The following is an 18,554-nucleotide window of genomic DNA, read 5'->3' on the forward strand; positions in this document are numbered from 1 at the left end:
AAGCTATGGATCCGGCGGCCCGGAATCGTCACCGCTCGGTGGACACCTGCACGTAGCTCTCTCGGGGGACAGGACGTACCGGCCTGCTGGGACAGGGCGCACCGGACCGCCAGTGCAGGGCGCACCGGCCTGCCAGGATTTTCGGTTGCCGGTCCCGATGCCGTGCAGCACGATGCGGGGATGCGCTTCTCGGTGAACATTCCGAACTTCGGCGACTTCGCCGATCCCAGGACCGTGGCGAAGGTGGCCGCGGCGGCCGAACAGGCAGGGTGGGACGGGCTGTTCGTCTGGGATCACGTACTGCACCGCAAGCACGGGGACAGGCCCTTCGGGGACCCCTGGATGCTGCTGACCGCCGCCGCGCTGGCGACATCCCGGATCAGGCTGGGCACGCTGGTCACCCCCGTCGCCCGGCGGCGCCCGCAGCAACTCGCCCGCCAGGTGGCCACGTTGGACGCCGTGAGCGGCGGCCGGGTCACCTTCGCCGCGGGGCTGGGCGGGCCCGTCGAGGACGAGTACGCGAGTTTCGGCGACACCACCGACCCGAAGGTACTGGCCGAGCGGCTGGACGAGGGCCTGGACCTGCTCGAGCGCTACTGGTCGGGCAAGCCGGTGAACCACGACGGACGGCACCACCAGGTGCGGGACGTGACCTTGCTTCCCGCCACGGTGCAGCGCCCTCGCCCGCCGGTCTGGGTCGCCGGATTCTGGCCGAACCGCCCGCCCATGCGCCGGGCCGCCCGCTGGGACGGCGTGGTCCCACTGTTCACCGAGGCCAGGCACGGCCACGTACCGCCCGTCGATCAGGTCCGCGACCTGGTCGCCTACGTCCGCAAGCAGCGCGAGGACCGGTCCGGCACCCCGTTCGAGATCGTCCTCGGCGGTGCCACACCGGGCGACGACGCGGCCAGGACCCGCGATCTGATCGGCCCGTTGGCCGAGGCGGGGGCCACCTGGTGGGACGAACGGCAGATCCAGACCGGCGAAACACTGGACCGGCTCGTACCGGTGCTGCGCCGCATCGAACAGGGCCCGCCGGTCTTGTAACGCGCCGGGCGCCTAGTGGACGCGGAGGAACTCTCCGGCTCCCCGAAGCCGTGTGCGTACGTGCTCCTGGGTCGCGCGGCTGTCGAGGCGGACGTCGAGGGCGCTGGGCATGGGGGTGTCGGACCGGCGCCCGACAGGCAGCCGGCCCGCGTCGAGTCCGTCGCGTCGGGCGATGAGTACGCCCAGTTCGTGGCGGCTGAGAGCGTCCGCTCCGGCGAGGTGGAACATCCCGGCCCGGTCCGACACCGCGAGCTCCAGCAGAGCGGAAGCCAGGTCCTCGACATGGACCGGGCAGCGGACGTCGTCGGTGAACAGGACGCCGTCGTGCGTGCCGGAGGCCAGAGCGTGGACCAGGCGCTCGTGCACGGACCCGTCGGACCCGCCGTGTCCGATGATCAACGACGTACGGGCGACCGCGGCGCTCGGCGCCAGGAGCCGCACCGCGGTCTCGGCGGAGGCCTTGGCCGCGCCGTACGGGGTGACCGGGTCCGGCAGGCAGGTCTCGTCGTAGTGAATCCGGGAACCGGAGAACACGGCGTCGCTGGATACGTGGACCAGACGGCAACCGCGTCGCGCAGCGGCCATCGCCACGCGGATCGAGCCGTCGGCGGTGACCGCCCAGTCGCTTCCTCCGCTCGTGGCGTTGATGACGGCACTGGGGGCCACCGCTGCCAGTACCTCGTCGATGTGCCCGGGGGAGCGAAGATCGAGCCGGTGCCACGAGGCGCCGACAGCTCCGGCGGCTCCGGTAGCGCTGCCGGGGCGGGAACAGTACGTCGCGGCCGTTTCCCAGCCCGCGGCCGTCGCTCGGCGCACCAGTTCCGTGCCGAGAAATCCGCTGCCGCCGATGATCAGGATCTTCATGGCGCCCTACGGTAACCGGGCTCGGATGAGCGCGACCCCGAAGGAACAGGCCGCGGAGCAGGGATGACTCCCTGGATCTTGGACGACTTCCTCCGGAGACCGCGCGCGCCGGGGACGAGTGTGGCACCGTGGACACCAGGCCCGGCCCGTCACTTCCCCCCGTAGTGGCGGGTCGGGTCTGTGTGTGGATCCCCCAGCCGTTCTCAGGGATTCTGGGTGAGCACTCTGACGTTGAGGCCGTCGGGGGATTCGATCTGCCGGAGCGTGTGGAAGACGACCGCCGCGTCCTGGTGCGGGGGCCCGTCCTTGCTGGGATCTCCGCCGACGAGCATGCCGACGATGACGGCGTTGCCGTTCTCGATCTTGAACACCGGTGAGCCGGAGTCGCCGGGCCTGGGGCCGGACGAGACCGGCTTGGTGGCCTCGGCGAGGCCGATGGTGCAGTCGTTGGTGTGTCCGGGTTCCCTGCTGCACGATTTGCTTCCCGTCAGGGTCTGGACCGTGAATCCGCAGTTCGCCCTGGTGACCATCCCGCTGTAGCAGACGCTGTCGCCCGGGCTCGCTGTGCCGGTGCCCACGACACGCATCGCGCTGGGCACCCGGGGATCGACCCAGAGGGTGGGCGCATAGGTCTGCGGTCCGGTCTGACTGGGGACACCGGTGATCAGTTCCATGTCATGTGTCCCGTTGGGTACGTTTCTCTCGTATTTCACGACCGTGACCGCGCCGAAGTCGATCGCGCCGCCCGCGTCGTTGCCGGAGCCGAGAACGCGGTTCAGCGTGAAGCAGTGCCCGGCCGTCACCATGCCCACCGTCCGAGGGTCGGATTTGCTGCGCACGGCGAATCCGGCGGTGCAGTCGTAGGTGGTGGCCGTCGGGAAGACCGAGAGCCCGGCGCCCCCGCGGTGCGGCTGTAAGTCATTGAGCCGGTCGTACGCCGCGGCGGCGGCCGGCGTCTGTGGCGCGTCGAGTGCCATGGGCACCAGGCAGAGCAGGCCCACCGCGGCGAGCGCGACCGCGTAGCCGGTGCGTGCTTTCGTCGGCATGGCCCCTCACAGCTCGATGTCGATGACGATGCCGCCGAGCAGTCCGCGCTTGGCGGGCAGATAGTCGGCGTGCACCAGGCGGCGGGCCACCGGGACGGGTACGCCGGCCACGGGCACGGTCTCGGCGGCGGTGTCCGGGTCGGTCTGGTACAGCTCGTGCTCCTCGACCAGGAACCGGTAGCGGGACAGCAGTTCGGTGGGGCGGTCCGGGAAGTCGACCGCCCAGCTGAAGGCGTTGCCGTCCGGCTGGCAGCTGAGCTCCACCGGGTCGCCGACCGGTACCCAGTCGAGTTCGTTGCCGGCCGCCAGCTTCTGCAGGGTGGCCCGGACCCGTCGGCTTCCCTTCACCGCGGCGAGGCCCGTACCGATCCGTCGCCCGAGTTCGTTGAAGGTGGCCGGGCCGGACAGGCGTAGCCGGGCGTGGTTGTCGACAGTGGTGGCGGTGACGGTCCGGTGCGGCGGCAGCTGGGTGAACTCGGCCACCACCGCCTTCGACAGTTCCAGGCCCTGCAGCGCGAAGGGCTGGTAGCGGGCGACGGCCAGTCGCAGGAACGGGAAGTAGGCGGTGGGTCCTGCGGTGGCGAGGTCCACGTCGATGTCTACGTACCAGAGGCGGCGGTCCGCGTCGTACGTGGGCGTGTAGGCCGTGACGGACACGGTCGTCGGGGTGGGGCCGGTGGACTCGGCGAGCGGCAGGTCCGTCGCCGTGGCGGTCGGGTTCGGGAAGTTGGCCGTCGACGGCGGGGGCATGGCCGTGGTGTCCGCCCAAACCGGGTCGATGCCCCATCGCGTGGCGTACTCGTCGGGCAGTTCTCCGCTCGGATCCAGCAGGACGGCGAGGAGCTCGTCGTCGCCCGAGGAGTACCACGGGCGGTTCAGATAGAGCCGCACACCGGCGAGATGCCGGGTCCGGGTCACCGTGCGGGTGTCCTGGTCGACCGTCCGTGACCAGCGGAACGTCGGCACGAGGTGGCTGACGTCGGGCGGCTCGGGACGCCGGGAGCTCGGCACCGGCACGCCGACGCCGGGGCCGGTCCTGGTGACGAGTTTCGGGTCGCCGGTGATGCTCGGGTGGAAGTACTCGCGGAAGCGGGTCATCGCGACGGGCGTGTAGGTGAGGTTGCGGTGCCGCGTGTCGCCGAACTCGTGGGCGCGGGAGAGGCTGACCAGGTCGTCGTCCGCCGGAATCGTCGTGTCGTCAAGGTGGGCCAGGTGGTGGAAGCGCCGCGGTCCCGCCTGGGTGACGTCGTCGACCCACTCGCTCCAGGTGCCCTCGACGGCGACCTGGGCGGTGCTGTCCCCGTGCACGAGCAGGTTGCCCAGGAGCCGGGCGGACGTCTGTTCGGGATCCCGGTCGGCGCTCGGCCGGTCCAGCTCCGGCGGACGCAGCGGCTTCTCCACCGCGTGCACCAGGTCCAGCCGCACCCAAGGGGTGAGCAGCCAGTTCTCGCCCGCCGCGCTGACCTGGGTGATGAAGTCGCGGTCCCGCTGCCGGAGTCCCGCCCAGTAGTCGGAACGGGTCAGGAGCGTCCACTGGTTGAGCAGGGGCAGGTCGGCGGGGTCGAGATAGCAGCTGAGGTAGACGCGGGCGGTCTCGCTCTTCGTCAGATACACCGTCAACCGGCGCCGCAGCAGGGTGTCTTCGAGCAGCGGCTCGTCGTCGCCCTCCTGGATGCGCAGCACGAACGGCTTGGCCTGCGGCCAGGGTCCGGGGAACGGGAGCAGGTAGTTGCCGGTGGTGCCCGGCAGACCGCGCAGACAGACACCCCGGGCAAGCGGATCGGGCAGATACGGCAGCAGGAGCTGGTCGCGGTCGTGGATCACGAACTCGCCGGTCTTCAGGCCCGCGCCGCGATGGGTGAGCGGCAGCTCGGTCAGTGGCTCGGTGTCGTCCACGCTGTGCTTGGCCACATGGATCTCGCGGCGCAGCAGCAGATCGGTGGTGAACTGTGGGTTCTCGGGATCGCTGACGACGGTGTCCAGGAACGACCCGGACTCGCGGGCGGCGGAGGCGAAGAAGCGACGGCGTACCGCTTCGGGGACGTGAGGCCCGAACGCCGGGTCGTAGCAGCCGTGTTCCTCGGCCATGCGCAGCGCGCACTTGGGCGGCGCGATGTGCCGCTCGTCGCGGAAGCCGTAGCCGCGGTCCAGATGGTCGATGCCGGAATCGGTGCCGTGGTCCGGAACGTCCGAGCGCAGCACGCTGTACCGCAGGGCGGAGATCTCCCTGCCGTCGTCCTCGACGGTGCTGCGGATGACCAGCCGCTCCGCGGACTCGCCCTCGTTGAACGGCTTCATCGGTACGACGACCGGTTGCGGCACGGGCTCCCAGCGCCGGTAGGTGAGGGCCGGCGTGGCCAGTTCGTCGGGGATCGGGGCGGTGGGGGAGAGGCTGTTGCCGGCCAGGTCGACGGAGCGGGCCCGCAGCCGGTAGGTCTCGCCGTAGCGCAGGGCGGGCAGGCTGCCGGGCTGCGCGGTGAACCTGGTCTCCAGCGGTACGTCCGGGGAGACCTCGGGGACCACCGCCTCCGGCCGGTCCTGGAGGTTGATCGTCTTTCCGGGGCGCGCCGCGACCAGGCTCCAGCCCTCCCAGCCGAACAGCGCCTGGTGGCCGTACAGTTCGTCTGCGTCGCGCGACTGCTTCGTCACCGCGCTGGTCTTCACGTGGCCCTCGTCGGGCCGGACGGTGAGAGGGACGGGCACTTCACCGGGGCGACGGACGGTGTACGTGCCCACCCGCCGGCACAGCGAATGCCAGCTGTGGACCTCGCCGGTGGTGTCGGCGACGCCGACGTCCACGCGGTAGCCGCGCACCAGGTCCTCCGCGTGCAGCTTGGGGTCCACGTGCGTCGCGACGCGCTCGCCGTCCGCGCCGATCCGCCCCGCCAGCCGGTGCTCGCCGTCGGCGACCAGCACGGTGAGTCCGCTCCCGCGCGCCGCCGGGGTGCCGGTGCCCAGTTGTTTGCGCGCGGGCGCCGTGTCGTCGAGGAGACCCTGGTCCAGGGCGTTGATCGCCCTGGCGTAGTCGACGTACTTCAGTGCCGAGCCGTCCACGTCGAGATCGGTCACCTGGAAGGCGTCCGAGCCGAGGTTGAGCATCCTGGTGCGCAGGACGTCCTCGTCGGCGGACAGGGGCTCGAACCTGGACCCCGCCTGGTACCGCAGTCTGGTCAACGGCCGCAGCCCGGGGGCGTGGAGCAGGTCCTTGTCGGGGTGCCCGTCGAAGGAGACCTGGACCGACCCCTCGTCGGCCAGTGCGGGCGGCGCGGTGAAGAGCAGGTCGACGACCAGCCCGAACCTGCGCTGCAGTTCGGGGTAGTCGGCGAGCAGTGTGCATGCCTGATGGAAGTCGACGCGGTGCGGCTCGGGTTCCGGCGCGGCCGTCCGGTCGGCCGACGGCGGTGTGCGGTCGAAGAAGCGGTGGGCCTCGGCGAACGCGAAGGTCTTGGCCTCCGGCTCGTACTCCGGGTTGCCGGTGCGCCGCATGACCTTGGGGGTGTACGGCGAAGCGTCGTCGGCGACTCCGTGGCCGCGGTTGAGCAGAGTGTCGAGAGTCGAGTAGACCGTGGACGGATCGAGCGAGAAGTCCTTCACTCCCTGGCCGATCAGGGAGAGGACCGTACCGGTCGAGGGGAACCGGCAGCCCTGGTCGAGATCCGGGTCCGGCGGACCGCACTCGCCGAGTTCACGCGCGGCGGCCTCCAGCCGGACGCGCTCGGCCGTCGTGGCGACCGCCACCTCCCGGTACAGGCCGGTGACCTCGGTGTGGACCGCGGCCGCGGGATATGAGCGGAGGGTCTTCCTGACCGGCTCGGCGAGCGCCGCGCGCGACTGTCCCGGCGGCTGCACCAGGGTGTCGCCGCGGAACAACGTGGTCCATACGCCGCTGTCCGCGGGCGGGAACCGGTCGGCGGGCGTGGTCGAGGTGACCGTACCGACCGAAACATCCGAACTGTCGTAGAAGGCGAGGGACATGCTCGCGACGAGCCCGTCCAAGGTGTCCGGCCAGTCGCGCATCCCCGCGTAGTCGCCGAGTCGGGCGGACCCGGTGAGCAGTGGGGTGATCAGGACGGAGACCCGGAGGATGTCGTGGCCGTCCGCATCCTTGCCGACGACTCCGTCGGGCAGCACGGTCCAGCGCAGGGTGCGGGTCGGGGGTACGGGGTCGTTCCCGGGGAGGCTTGTGGTCACGGGGTCACTCCCGCGAAGGCGGTGCAGTACTCGAACACGGGGTCCCGCTCTTCTCCGGTGACCGGGTCGGGGTAGTCGGCCATGAGGTCGGCGAACGTCGGTGGGCTGATGGGCGGGGGATCGGCGGCCGCGAATCCTGCCGCCGCGGCCAGGGGTGCGGGGGCGACGCCCGAGCCGGCGAACCGCTTCTCGCAGGTGATCTCGACCGACTCGGAGAAGAAGCCGATCTCGATGCTGATCGTCAGGGTGGCCCGGCCGACCGCGTAGCCCTCGCTGTAACCGATCTCCAGATACAGCTCGATCGAGGCGGACACCAGGCCGAGCACGTCGACCTCGCCGCGGGCCCGCAGATAGCCGACCAGCTTCACGCCGCACTCGATGTCCAGCCGGAAGTACACCCCGGCCATCACGGAGAGACTTCCGCTGGCCACCCCGAAGTTCAGGGACACCGCGGCGCCGAACTCCAGGGCCGCCTCCAGCACCTTGATCCTGTCGGCGGACAGCACGATGCCGAAGTACCCGCCGCCGCCCAGCATGGAGACGGTGAGCCGGAACGGTGCCTCCCGGCGGCAGAACGCGAAACCGACCTCCAACGTGCCGCCGATGAACGGCACTTGGAGGGAGGCGCTGAGCGCGATGTTCTCCAGGCTGAACACCCCGACCGCCGCACTCGGCAGCGGCATCGAGTAGTTCGCCGTGATGCCGGACCTGGTCACCTCGATCGCCGGCGGGTCGCTGAAACCGTCCAGCGGGATCAGCTCGCGCAGCGTCTCCACGAAGGACAGCTCGTTGACGAACCGGACGCGCCCGAACTTCACCTCGATGTCCGGCTTCTTGCCGATCCGCATGATGAAACGGATCCGGTCGAAGTGCAGTTCCAGGCCCGTGAGCACACCGGGAACCAGGATCAGGTCGAAGTTGGACAGCGTGCAGGTCACGTCGGCGCCCTGCGGGACGCCCTCGCGCAGCGCGCCACGCCGGTCCACGACGAGGGTGAGGTGCCCGGCCGCTTCACCGGGCAGATGGAAGACGGGGCACTTCGGGGGCTCCGGCCAGTCCCTGAGATCGGGCGCCCATTCCATCCGGGCGTTCATCACGTCGGGCAACTTGGCGCCCTTGGCGGCGAGTTGGATCGCGTCCTTGAGCGCCAGGGCGCCGCCCACCGTGTCCTGCCAGGTCGCCACCTGCTGCTGCACGCGTTCCAGTACGCCGCGGACGCCGGCGTCCGCGGCGGCGGGGAGGTTGTCGCGCAGCAGGGTCAGCGCGGTCGAGAAGGCCCGGAACGCGTTCTCCACGTCGTCGAGTCCGGGTGCCTCGTGGTCGTCCTTGAGCCGGCCCACGATGAACGCGGTCAGGGTCTCGGCGAAGATCGCCGCCGAGTCGGTCGTCCTGATCACCAGGGTGGCGATCTCCGGGAACAACCGTTCCAGCGAGGCGGTGAGCCCGCGCACCCGGCGCAGATCGCTGAGGAAACCGGTGACGGCGTCGACCGTCTCGGCGAAGAAGTTCGGTGCCTGGAGGTTGTCGAGACCCGTCGCCTTGAGCAGTTCCACCAGCGGGATGACCCCGAACAGCTTGGCGTTTTCACCGAAGAACGCTGTCGGGTCGAAGCCGCCCCCGGCGATCGCGGACCAGTCGTATTCATCCACCTCCACAGCGCTCACGCCTGGGCGGCGGGGCACCGGTGGCGCCGCGACCGGGCCGGTCAACCGGGAGACGCCCGCAACCGAGAAACTCGGCGTCACCAGGGCGCCGGACTTCTCGCCCGCGTCATGGAAGGTCATCGGCGCGGAATCGAGGAGCTCCACGAACACCTCTCCGCGGTTGCCGTCCCCGAACCCGTGCTTGACGAAGGGAGGCGGGTAGCGCAGGGGCACCGCCGACCTGAACCCGCTCAGATTGCGGACCTGCGGAAGCACACCGCGCGCCCAGCGCAGCCGTGGCACGAACCGAGGAGCGGCCTCACTGTCCCCGGCCAGCAGCTCCTCGGTGGTCTCCATGCCCCATACGGCTTCCGCGACATCGAGAGCGGTGTCACCCGGTGTCCTGCTCGGAGCCAGCGCCATCGACTGGCCGCGCAGGGCTGCGGTCACGCGCCCGATGGATGCGGTCTCGTCCGGCGGGCCGGGGGTGGGCCGACTGTCCTGCTTGTTGTACTGGTCGACGACGGTGGTCACATGGGCGGGCTCGTCGTGTGCGGTCTTCCCCAGGAACAGCAGGGGCACCTGGAATTCGACCAGCTTGCCGTCCCGGTCGACTGCACTGACGGAGAACCGGAACGCGTCCTCGGGCTTGGTCGGATCCTTGCCGTACGGAACGGCGAAGAAGGCGTACTCGCTCGGCAGGATGCCGTCCAGATTGGCGGGCACGGCCAGATCCGGGGTCACCGAGGTGAGCAACTGCACGCTGGTGAAGGGGAACAGCAGATGCAGCTGATCCCGCGGCGGGTCGCCAGGCCCGTACACCTCACGGTCGTAGTTGATGACGGGCTCGCGCACCACGATGAACATGCGCTGAGACAGATAGGCGCCGCGGTCCGGACGAGCATGGTCGAACTTGCGCTCGGTGACCTTGACCAGCTCGGCCCGGTGGCCGAACGGACACAGCCGACCGGCGTACATGACCCGCACATAGTGGTCCCGGCCGAGGGCCACGCGGTGCCGCCACTGGGTGACGTCCAGGTCCGCCGGTGGCGCCGGCCAGCGGCCGATCGAGTCCAGGCCGCCGCCGAGGCTGGACAGGGTCAGGTTGCGTACGTCCACCGGCTCGGGCGGCCGGTCGCCGGTGAGTGCGAAGTTCGAGGTCAGGTGCACCAGTTGGTGGCGGTCCCGGGAGTCCAGGGGCATGCGGAACTCGTACTGGCGCGGCGGGGGCAGGCTGACCCGGTCCGGCACGAAGTCGGGGTCCCGGGTCCACACGACCCTGGCGGTCTCCTGGCGCAGTCCGGTGTGCCACAGCGCGATCCGCTCCTGGGGCTGCGGCGGGTCGAGCGCGACGGTGTGGGTCCAGCGCGCGTCCTGGGTGGGCGACAGCAGCAGGCGGTAGGGGAGTTCGATGCCCGTGCGCGGGTTGGAGGGGTCGGCCAGGGGGTTCGCCGGCCCGGGCTTCGGTTCCAGGCTCGGTTCCGGCCTCGGTTCCGGGCCCGCTTCCGGTGCGGGGACGGCGGGTGGGTGCGCGACGGGGCGGCCGGTGCCGAGCACCGCGGACAGTGCGGCCTCCGCGTCGAACCGGGCGGTGAGTTCGGCCAGGGTCCGGACCGCCCGCAGGACGTGTTCGGCGCGATGATCCGCTACGGCCATCGCCTCGGCGAGTCGTGTGGTGACCGTGGGTGTGACCGGCGCCCGCGCCGCGTCGACCACGCGCATCGGCAGAGTGCGCATCGCGCCCAGCAGGCCGGCGGGTGAGTAGTCGATCCGGTCCTGCTCACCGACGACGAAGACCAGGGCGCTGCGCCCGCCGATCCGTGCGGGCACGGGCGGCGCGGGGTGGGGTTCCCCCGCAGCGGGCTCGCCCTCGACCGGCAGTCCGGGTCCCGCGGACTCGAAGAACGCCTGCTCGGTGACATGTTGAGGGCCGAACTCGACCACCACCCAGCCTTCGACCGCCGGGTCGGCCCGCAGGAGTGTTCGCCTGCCGAGCAGCGGATCGTCCAGGCGGAGCCCCAGGAAGCTGAATCTGAGATCCAGCAGATCTTCCGTACGTAACAGCCTGATGGGTGCCGGATTCGGATTCGAAGAGGTCACCAGCCGCTCCTGCCCAGGTGAATGAGTGTCCGCGCCGGTCGACGACGGTAGCCGCGGCCCCATATTTGACTCAATAGGCCAATTAAGCTGTATGGGTGATTAATCCTCGAAATGCATCCGAACGAGTGGGTGGCCTTCGAGTGGAAGGTTTGGCGTGCGCACCGGCTTGTGTCGGACCGCTGGCTTCATGGGGAGTTGGGGCCCGGGACTCGCATCGCGATATAGCGCTAGTCTTCTGGTCGCGCCGCTGCCCGCGTCGCGCGGAGACGTTCGACTGGACCAGGACGGAAGCATGTCGGGAGAGATTTCGCCCACCGGAAAGAGCTCCGGCCCCGGCTCGTCGCCCGAGTTGCGAGCCTCTCACGCGGACCGGGACCGGGTGGTGGATGTGCTCCGCATCGCGGCGGGCGACGGCCTGCTGACCGCGGACGAGTTGGACGAGCGCCTCGAAGCCGCCCTGTCGGCGCGGACACTGGGTGAACTGGCCACGCTCACCGCCGACTTGCCGCCCGTATCGGCCGCGACCGGCACGACTGTGGCCGAGGTCAAGGACGTGGTCCGGATCGAACAGGTCCACAGCGGTGCGATCGAGCGCGTGGGGCGCTGGGTGGTACCGCGGAGGCTGGAGCTCGCGGTGACGTTCTGCGAGGTGACACTCGACTTCACCGACGCGGTGATCACACACGACACCTTGCGGATCGACGTAGCCATGACTGGCAAGACCCTGACGCTGGTCACGAGGCCGGGCGTCGTGGTCGATACCGATGGTCTGCAGCTGATGCACAGCAGCGTCAAGTACCGCCAGAATCCAGCGAATCCGGACACGCCGGTCGCTCTGCGAGTGGAATTGGTCGGCCAGAAGGCCCACGGCCGCGTGGTGGTGCGGCCTCGGCGCCGAACGTTCGGGCAGTGGCTGCTGCGCAGGCCCTGATCCCTTTCCGCAGGCGCTGGCAGCTGCCCTCGCAGCTCGCGACCGTCGGTGTCAGGTGTGTTCGGCGGGTCCGTCGCTGCGGCGTGGTGTCGTTGCCCAGGAGGGGCGCCAGACGGTTTCGGGGAGCGGTGCCAGGCTTCCGAAGTGGTTGATGATCGCCCGGAGTCCTGGGTGCGGGTTCTCGCGGGGGAGGATGAGCGAGAGCGGGTACGCGAGGGTCGGATTCACGATCGGGATGCGGCGCAGGTCGTGGTTCGTCGGCCAGATGTACCGGTCGCGCGAGCCGACGAGGGTTGCCACGTCCGCGGAGTCCGCGAGGATGTCGAGGAGTACCTCGTTGCCGAAGTTCGGGCCCGTGGCGTCGATGCGGAGGTCGAATTCGGTGGCGAGCTGATCGTAGAAGTCCGCCCACTCGCTTCGTGGCGCGATACCCGGCACCCAGATCCGGTGCCGGCGCAGCTGGGTCGGTGTCAGTGTCCGTGCGGAGGCGAGCGGGTGCCTCGGGCCGACGAGGAGTTCCGACGGGGAGTCGAAGGCGTGGATCATCTGCACGTCGCGCGGCAGCGTGGCCGGGTCGGTGACCGAGCGGAACGAGGCGTCGATATCGCCGGCTTGGACGGCGGCGACCACCAGGCGCGGATCATTCACCCTGAGCGTCACCACGTCGAGGTCGGTTTCGGGATGCGACCGCCAGTAGTCGTGCAGGACGACGGCCTGCGCGGATCGCAGGCCGAGAACGTCGATCCGAAGGGCCCGCGAACCCGGTCTGATCGCGGTGATCGCGCGATCGACACCCGTGACGATGCTCCGGGCGTGCGGGAGGAAGGCCTGGCCGTCGAGTGTCAGCTCGACCCCCCGGGCGGTGCGGGTGAACAACCGGACGTCGAGTTCGCGCTCAAGGGTCGCGATCCGCTTCGACACGGCCTGTTGCGTTACGCCGAGCTCGTCGGCCGCGTGTTGCAGCTGCCCGAGCTCGGCCGCGCGGACGAACGATCGCACCGCCTCGGTATCCATTGATCGAGCATAGGCGTGCCCAACCGATGGTTGTGGCCGGCCCGGGAGCCGGTTGTTTGATCCCTCGGCGGTGGGTCCGGTGTGATTCAGCGACCCGAACATCGGTTGTCACGAGGGAGTCAGATGCGCGTGCGGTTGGGGCGCAGTTTCGGTTGGCTGTGGTCGGCCTACGCCGTCAGTACGTACGGTACGTGGCTTGCCTTCGGCGCATTTCCGCTGATCGCGGTTCAAGTGCTGCACTCGTCGGCACTTGCCGTGTCGGTGCTGGAGGCGGCCGGGCTTGCCGTCGCGGCGGTCGTCGCGTTCTCGCTGGGGCCGTGGGTCGAGCACCGGGCCAAGCGTCCGGTGATGATCGCGATGGACCTGATCCGGTTCGTCGCGGTGGTGAGCATCCCGATCGCGTACGTCCTCGGTCTGCTTTCGTACGGGCAACTGCTGGTTGTCTCAGTGATCTCCGGCACCGCGAGCATCGCCTTCTCCGCCGCATCCGGTGCGTATCTGAAGCACCTCCTCCGTGGCGATCAACTCCTCGTGGCGAACGGGAGATTCGAGGGCACGAGCTGGGTGGCGACCGCGGCGGGCCCGCCCCTCGGCGGTGCGCTCATCGGGTTGCTCGGCCCGGTCATCACGGTCATGGCCGACGCCCTCAGCTACCTGCTGTCCGCGCTGGGTGTCCTCCGCATCCGCGGAGGCGACACCGCGGCACCCCGCGACCGGGCCACCGGACTGCGCGGAGCCGACCTGCTCTGTGGCTGGCGATTCATCCTGCGTGACCACGCACTGAGACGTCTGTTCCTCAACTCGATCCTCGTCGGCGGTCTCATCATGGCCACTGCCCCGCTCCTGTCCGTCCTCCTGCTGGGCCAGTACCACTTCCCGGCCTGGCAATACGGTCTCGCCTTCGGCATCCCGGCACTCGGCGGCTTCGTGGGCGCCCGCCTCTCCGCGCGCCTCGTGACCCGCTACGGCCGATACCGGATCATGACCGTCTTCGGCTGGCTGCGATCACTCTTCCCGCTCGGTCTCGCGTTCGTCGGCCCCGGCATCCCCGGACTCCTCACCGTGATCATCGTCGAGGGCCTGCTGATCACCTGCATGGGCATCTTCAACCCGATCTACGCGACAGAACGCCTGCAGCGGACTCCCGTGCATCGCACCGCCCAAGTCCTCAGTACCTGGAGCGCCATCAGCAAGCTCATGCAAGCTGCCCTGATGGTGATCTGGGGCATCCTGGCCACCCTCACGAGCCCGCTCACCGCGATCACCATGTCCGGCGTACTCCTGCTCGCCACGCCGCTCTTGCTGCCCAAACGGATACATCTGTCGGCCCCTGAGCCCGCCTTGTCGGCCGAAGGTGTCAGGGCCGCATGACCCAACTCGGTGCCCTGCGTACGTGCGGTGCTTGAGACGGTCGTAGGTGAGACCCCTCGGTCGACTGGCGCGGGCGGTAGAGTCCGCACGTGCGTTGATCTTCCGGGTGGCGGCCAAGCGCCGCCGCAGACGGTGTGGGTGACCCCGATGAGTTTCGGGTCGCCCGGCTGGCATGCCCGTCATCACAACGCCGGAGATCACGCAATGACTGCTCAACAGCCCTTCACGTACGACGCGTTCGTCGAACTCGCCTCCACTGATTCAGCTGTCGTCGGCCTCGTCCTCAAGGGTTCCCGGGCCCACGAGGGCATGACCACCGAGTACTCCGACCACGACCTGTACGTCGTCCTCGCGGATGGCGCGACGACAGCCCTGACCCGGTTCACGGGACACCGCACTCCAGAGCTCGACCTCGTCATCGTCTCCCTCGAAGAGTTCCGCGCCGCCGGAATGCCCGGCTTCGAGCGGTACGCCCTCGCCCGCGCGCGGATCGTCCTCGACCGGCTCGACGGAGGCATCGCCCAGATCCTGACCGCGAAGGCACGGCTCGACGCCGACGTTGCCTTCCGGGAGGCGGGCGAGTGGCTCGACGCCTACGCCAACTCCGTCTACCGCTCGGTCAAGAACGCCCGTGACGGCCATGCGCTCGCGGCCCGGCTCGACGCCGCCGACAGCATCCGGTCTCTGCTGGAGTTGCTCTTCGCCCTCGACCGTCGTGCCCGCCCCTACAACAAGTACCTGGAATGGGAGCTGGCCCGATTCCCGCTGCCAGCCTGGGACACCGGCATGCTGCTCGACGCTGTGGACCGCATCTCAGGAAGGGGCGACGTGTCCACACAGCGTCGTCTCTTCGCCCAGGTCGAGTCGGTGGCCCGCCGGGCCGGGCACGGCGCGGTGCTGGACGCATGGGGTGAGGACTTGGCCCTGATGCGACCGCAGTAGGCGCGCACGAAGGGAAACCGTGTAGGAGCCTTTCTCTCTGGAAACCTCGACATCCATCTGGGACCGCCGCGCCGGCTGCACCCTCATCTGGCGAAGAGCCGCTCAGGCGGCCTACGCGGTTGTGGCGATGCCGCCGTCGACGGGGATCACGGTGCCCGTCAGGTACGCGCCTGCCCGGCTGGCGAGGAACACGGCGACACCCGCCATGTCGTCGTCGCGGCCGATCCTGCGCAGTGGGGCCGACGCCGCGATCGCCTCGCCGAACTCATCGAGGATTGCAGTCATCATCGTCGACGGGAACGGTCCCGGCGCCACGGCGTTCACGGTGACGTGCTGCGGTCCCAGTTCCTTGGCGAGCACTCGGGTGAGTTGATGCAGTGCGGCCTTGCTGCTGGAGTACGAGTAGTTGGGCCGCTGGGGGATGTGGATGGCGGCGATGCTGCCGATGTTGATGATCCGCGCGGGATCGTCGGCGGTGCCGGCCTTGCGAAGTGCGGGCAGCAGCGCCTGGACCAGCCAGAACGGCGACTTCAGGTTGAGGTCGACGACCGTGTCCCAGGCCGCGTCCGGGAACGTCTCCAGCGGCTCGTCCCAGATGGCGCCCGCGTTGTTGACGAGGATGTCGAGACGCTCCGAGTCGGCGGTGACGAGGTCGGACAGCCGCCGGCACTCGTCGTGGCGGGACAGATCGGCGGGGATGGCCCGCACCTCACCGAATGCGGACAACTGCTCCTGCGCCTGGGCGCACGCTTCTGCGTTGCGTGAGCTGATGACCACGCGGACGCCCGCCTGGAGAAGGCCACGCGCGATCATCATCCCGATGCCTCTGGTGCCACCGGTGACGAGCGCGCGCTTTCCACGCAGATCGAAGAGTTCTGCATGCGTTGTGAATTGGTTGTCCACCACTTGCCGTCTTTCTCGTTGGTCGTGCGGGTTGACGCGTCGACGCGTCGGGTGTTCGGTTCAGCTGTCTCGACGCTATGGCCCTGGGGTGCACTCCAAGCAAGCGGACAAGCCCCTACCCTCGCCCGTACGACGCGCCCGCCGAGCCGGTCACCACGCAGGGAGCCGACGAACACCTGCTTGTGATGGCGGGTCAAGGGCGATGATCGCGAGCCCGATCCGGCGGACGGCCCGACTTGATGCCTCGCGGCAACAGCGGCTCAAGTCGGGCCCACTGGCCGTTCGTCAGATCCCCACGTCCCACAGGGCATGATCATCTGTCGCGGGATCCGCGATCACGGCCGATGGCGGAAGTTGATGCGCATCAGCCGACTGTCGGCCCAGTCTTCGAGCCGAGTCGGCCGGATGGTGCCGGGGTCGTGGGGCTGATTGAGATCCGCCACGATCTCCGCCAGCACGGCCTGACGTTCAGCTGGGTCGGTGACAGGCGTGGCCCGTGCGGGCAGATCCGCACGGATCCCGTTCTTGAGGTGGAAGGTGAAGTCGGGATTGGCGAGAAGGTTCGCATGCCAGTCGGTCGCGGCGCCGCCGGCGCCGCTGCACAGGTAAGTGGTGCCCGCGGCTCGGTAGAAGAAGATCTCGATGCGGCGTGCTCGGCCGGTGCGGCGCCCCACCGTCGTGATGTCGATGATCCGTTCTCCGGTGCCCGCGGCGGGGGTGATCTCGATGGCTCGTCGGATGTGGTCGGGCAGGTGGGACAAAGACGCGTCCTGTGCGGAGTCGTTCGACCCGGTCGTGTCCGGAGTGCTCATGCGGTCTCGGCCTGAAGGGCGGGGCCGAGGAGGAGCCCGCCGTCGATGACGTACTCCGACCCCGTGACGAACGACGCGTCCGATGACGTGAGGAACAGGAGAAGCCGGCTGATGTCGGTCGGTTCCCCGAGCCGGGGGACGGCGAACGGCTCGGGTGAGTAGAAGTCGGCGATTGCCGCGACCGCGCCGGCTGCCGGTTCGTGGATGAAGGGGGTCGATATCACGCCGGGGTGGATGGTGTTCACCCGGATGTGGTCGCGGCCGAGCTCGAGTGCTGCCGTCTGGGTGAGGCCTCGTACGGCCCACTTGCTGGCGACGTACGGCGCGTAGTGAGCCGTGCCGCCCAGGCCCATGGTCGAGGCGATGTTGACGATGGCTCCCCCTGCCGCGCGGCGCAGAGCGGGGGCTGCGACCTTGATGCCGAGGAAGGTCCCTGTGAGGTTGATGTCGAGGATGCGCGACCATGTGGCCTGCTCCGTGTTTTGGATCGTTGCAGGCGGATTCTGTACGCCCGCGTTGTTGACGAGCACGTTGAGGGAGCCGAAGGCGCTCTCGGCGGCCAGCACAGCGGCGGACCACGAGCTCTCGTCGGTCACGTCAAGACGGGCGAAGAGGGCGCGGGTCCCGAGCTCGTCGGCGAGAGCGGCGCCGCGTTCCGCGTCGATGTCGCCGATCACCACGTTCGCCCCCTCCGCGTGAAAGGCGCGCACGTGGCTTGCGCCCTGGCCGCCGGTCCCACCGGTCACGAGCACGGTCTGGTTGTCGAAGCGGGGCATCAGCTGTTCCTTCGGTACGTGGGTGAACGGCCGGGATCACCAGTGATGAGCGGCGGCCAGTGGTGAGCCGGGCGACTCACCATCCACCGTGACACTAGGTCGGCGGCAGTGGTGAGTCAAGCCACTCACCTCGTATGCTCGACCCATGAGCAGAGTCGTGACGACGTATCACCAGCGCGTCGCCCAGGAGAAGCGCGCGCAGATCGTGACGGCCGCGACCGCACTGTTTCTCGAGCTGGGCTACGACCGGACGTCGCTGGCGCGGATCGCAGAGCGCTCGGGCGTTTCGCGGGCCACCTTGTTCAAGCAGTTTCCGAGCAAAGCCGCCCTGTTCGACGCCATCGTGACCGAGTCCTGGTCGACCGCTGACGAGGAGGATCCTCCGCCGGCAGGTAACGTCGTCGTCGGTCTCGGCATCATCGGTCGCCGTTACGCCGAGCTGCTGGGCCGTGCCCAGATGACCGACCTGTTCAGGATCGTCATCGCCGAGCTGCCACGGTTCCCCGAGCTGGCCCATGCGCAGTTCTCGCACGGGAAGATGCCCTACTTCGAGTCCGTACGCAGCTACCTCCTGGCTGAGCACGAGGCGGGAACGGTGCGGGTCGAGGACGTGGACCTCGCAGCCACCCAGTTCCTGGGCATGATCTCCAACTACGTCTTCTGGCCGACACTCCTGGTGCCGGGCTGGGAGGTGAGCGCCGAACGCGTCGCTCAGGTGGTCGACGAGGCCGTCCGCACCATCGCCGCCCGGTACGCCGTGACTGGACCAGGGGCGTCCACCAACGACTGAGTCCCGCAGACCGCGACAGGGTCCCGCCGCCGTCAAAGGAGCTGATGCCTACGCAATCGAGGCCGTCGGCACCCAGGGCGTTCGCGGGGCATCCCGGGGCATCCCCGGGGCGGACACCGAAGGA

13 protein-coding genes are annotated in these 18,554 nt (G+C 69.4%); 5 read left to right on the top strand and 8 right to left on the bottom strand.

Annotated features, from left to right (window positions below; all coding sequences use genetic code 11):
• Positions 1-180 precede the first annotated feature (180 nt).
• The gene (locus tag ACN20J_RS47525; RefSeq protein ID WP_362305427.1) at positions 181-1,047 is read left to right on the top strand and encodes an LLM class flavin-dependent oxidoreductase; all 867 of its coding nucleotides are present in this window, start codon (positions 181-183) and stop codon (positions 1,045-1,047) included.
• A gap of 12 nt (positions 1,048-1,059) precedes the next feature.
• Here ACN20J_RS47525 and ACN20J_RS47530 read toward each other — a convergent pair whose 3' ends face one another.
• From ACN20J_RS47530 to ACN20J_RS47545, 4 genes are all read right to left on the bottom strand, one after another.
• On the bottom strand, positions 1,060-1,911 hold the full coding sequence (locus tag ACN20J_RS47530) for an SDR family oxidoreductase (protein ID WP_419668531.1): 852 nt from the start codon (positions 1,909-1,911) through the stop codon (positions 1,060-1,062).
• Positions 1,912-2,114: 203 nt separating this feature from the next.
• Positions 2,115-2,957, bottom strand: coding sequence for a hypothetical protein (locus tag ACN20J_RS47535; RefSeq protein ID WP_419668532.1), 843 nt, complete (start codon positions 2,955-2,957; stop codon positions 2,115-2,117).
• A gap of 6 nt (positions 2,958-2,963) precedes the next feature.
• Positions 2,964-7,148, bottom strand: coding sequence for a hypothetical protein (locus ACN20J_RS47540; RefSeq protein ID WP_189842480.1), 4,185 nt, complete (start codon positions 7,146-7,148; stop codon positions 2,964-2,966).
• Complete coding sequence (locus tag ACN20J_RS47545; protein WP_419668533.1) at positions 7,145-10,891, bottom strand: hypothetical protein; 3,747 nt, start codon at positions 10,889-10,891, stop codon at positions 7,145-7,147. The genes ACN20J_RS47540 and ACN20J_RS47545 overlap by 4 nt, the downstream gene beginning before the upstream one ends.
• Before the next feature lie 292 nt (positions 10,892-11,183).
• Here ACN20J_RS47545 and ACN20J_RS47550 point away from each other — a divergent pair, with 292 nt between their 5' ends.
• Positions 11,184-11,822, top strand: a complete 639-nt coding sequence (locus ACN20J_RS47550) for a DUF1707 SHOCT-like domain-containing protein (RefSeq protein ID WP_361994037.1) — start codon at positions 11,184-11,186, stop codon at positions 11,820-11,822.
• 51 nt (positions 11,823-11,873) lie between these two features.
• On the opposite strand, the gene ACN20J_RS47555 is transcribed toward ACN20J_RS47550, so the two are convergent.
• On the bottom strand, positions 11,874-12,836 hold the full coding sequence (locus tag ACN20J_RS47555) for a LysR family transcriptional regulator (RefSeq protein WP_364180904.1): 963 nt from the start codon (positions 12,834-12,836) through the stop codon (positions 11,874-11,876).
• Between the two features lie 123 nt (positions 12,837-12,959).
• Between ACN20J_RS47555 and ACN20J_RS47560 the strand changes: the two genes are divergently transcribed.
• A complete protein-coding gene (locus tag ACN20J_RS47560) occupies positions 12,960-14,207 on the top strand; it encodes an MFS transporter (protein ID WP_419668534.1) in 1,248 nt (415 codons plus the stop codon).
• Between the two features lie 204 nt (positions 14,208-14,411).
• Complete coding sequence (locus tag ACN20J_RS47565; protein WP_419668535.1) at positions 14,412-15,149, top strand: hypothetical protein; 738 nt, start codon at positions 14,412-14,414, stop codon at positions 15,147-15,149.
• Positions 15,150-15,260: 111 nt separating this feature from the next.
• Here ACN20J_RS47565 and ACN20J_RS47570 read toward each other — a convergent pair whose 3' ends face one another.
• The 3 genes from ACN20J_RS47570 to ACN20J_RS47580 all read right to left on the bottom strand — a co-directional run bounded on the left by ACN20J_RS47570 (position 15,261) and on the right by ACN20J_RS47580 (position 17,640).
• Positions 15,261-16,055, bottom strand: a complete 795-nt coding sequence (locus ACN20J_RS47570; RefSeq protein ID WP_189842475.1) for an SDR family oxidoreductase — start codon at positions 16,053-16,055, stop codon at positions 15,261-15,263.
• Between the two features lie 332 nt (positions 16,056-16,387).
• Positions 16,388-16,864: a nitroreductase/quinone reductase family protein gene (locus ACN20J_RS47575; RefSeq protein WP_419668536.1), complete on the bottom strand. Its 477-nt coding sequence runs from the start codon at positions 16,862-16,864 to the stop codon at positions 16,388-16,390.
• Positions 16,861-17,640, bottom strand: coding sequence for a glucose 1-dehydrogenase (locus ACN20J_RS47580; protein WP_419668537.1), 780 nt, complete (start codon positions 17,638-17,640; stop codon positions 16,861-16,863). The genes ACN20J_RS47575 and ACN20J_RS47580 overlap by 4 nt, the downstream gene beginning before the upstream one ends.
• A gap of 145 nt (positions 17,641-17,785) precedes the next feature.
• Between ACN20J_RS47580 and ACN20J_RS47585 the strand changes: the two genes are divergently transcribed.
• Entirely contained in the window at positions 17,786-18,430 is a 645-nt protein-coding gene (locus ACN20J_RS47585) for a TetR/AcrR family transcriptional regulator (protein WP_361994053.1), read from the top strand.
• The last annotated feature ends 124 nt before the right edge of the window (positions 18,431-18,554 follow it).

Origin of the sequence: Streptomyces sp. 2-1 (genome assembly GCF_048564895.1) — a bacterium.
GTDB lineage: Bacteria > Actinomycetota > Actinomycetes > Streptomycetales > Streptomycetaceae > Streptomyces > Streptomyces phaeochromogenes.

What these genes read in the sequence shown, in the direction of transcription:
- ACN20J_RS47525 (WP_362305427.1), top strand. Translation starts at nt 181, where the DNA reads ATGCGCTTCTCGGTGAACATTCCGAACTTCGGCGACTTCGCCGATCCC.
- ACN20J_RS47530 (WP_419668531.1), bottom strand. Translation starts at nt 1,911, where the DNA reads ATGAAGATCCTGATCATCGGCGGCAGCGGATTTCTCGGCACGGAACTG.
- ACN20J_RS47535 (WP_419668532.1), bottom strand. Translation starts at nt 2,957, where the DNA reads ATGCCGACGAAAGCACGCACCGGCTACGCGGTCGCGCTCGCCGCGGTG.
- ACN20J_RS47550 (WP_361994037.1), top strand. Translation starts at nt 11,184, where the DNA reads ATGTCGGGAGAGATTTCGCCCACCGGAAAGAGCTCCGGCCCCGGCTCG.
- ACN20J_RS47555 (WP_364180904.1), bottom strand. Translation starts at nt 12,836, where the DNA reads ATGGATACCGAGGCGGTGCGATCGTTCGTCCGCGCGGCCGAGCTCGGG.
- ACN20J_RS47560 (WP_419668534.1), top strand. Translation starts at nt 12,960, where the DNA reads ATGCGCGTGCGGTTGGGGCGCAGTTTCGGTTGGCTGTGGTCGGCCTAC.
- ACN20J_RS47565 (WP_419668535.1), top strand. Translation starts at nt 14,412, where the DNA reads ATGACTGCTCAACAGCCCTTCACGTACGACGCGTTCGTCGAACTCGCC.
- ACN20J_RS47575 (WP_419668536.1), bottom strand. Translation starts at nt 16,864, where the DNA reads ATGAGCACTCCGGACACGACCGGGTCGAACGACTCCGCACAGGACGCG.
- ACN20J_RS47580 (WP_419668537.1), bottom strand. Translation starts at nt 17,640, where the DNA reads ATGCCCCGCTTCGACAACCAGACCGTGCTCGTGACCGGTGGGACCGGC.
- ACN20J_RS47585 (WP_361994053.1), top strand. Translation starts at nt 17,786, where the DNA reads ATGAGCAGAGTCGTGACGACGTATCACCAGCGCGTCGCCCAGGAGAAG.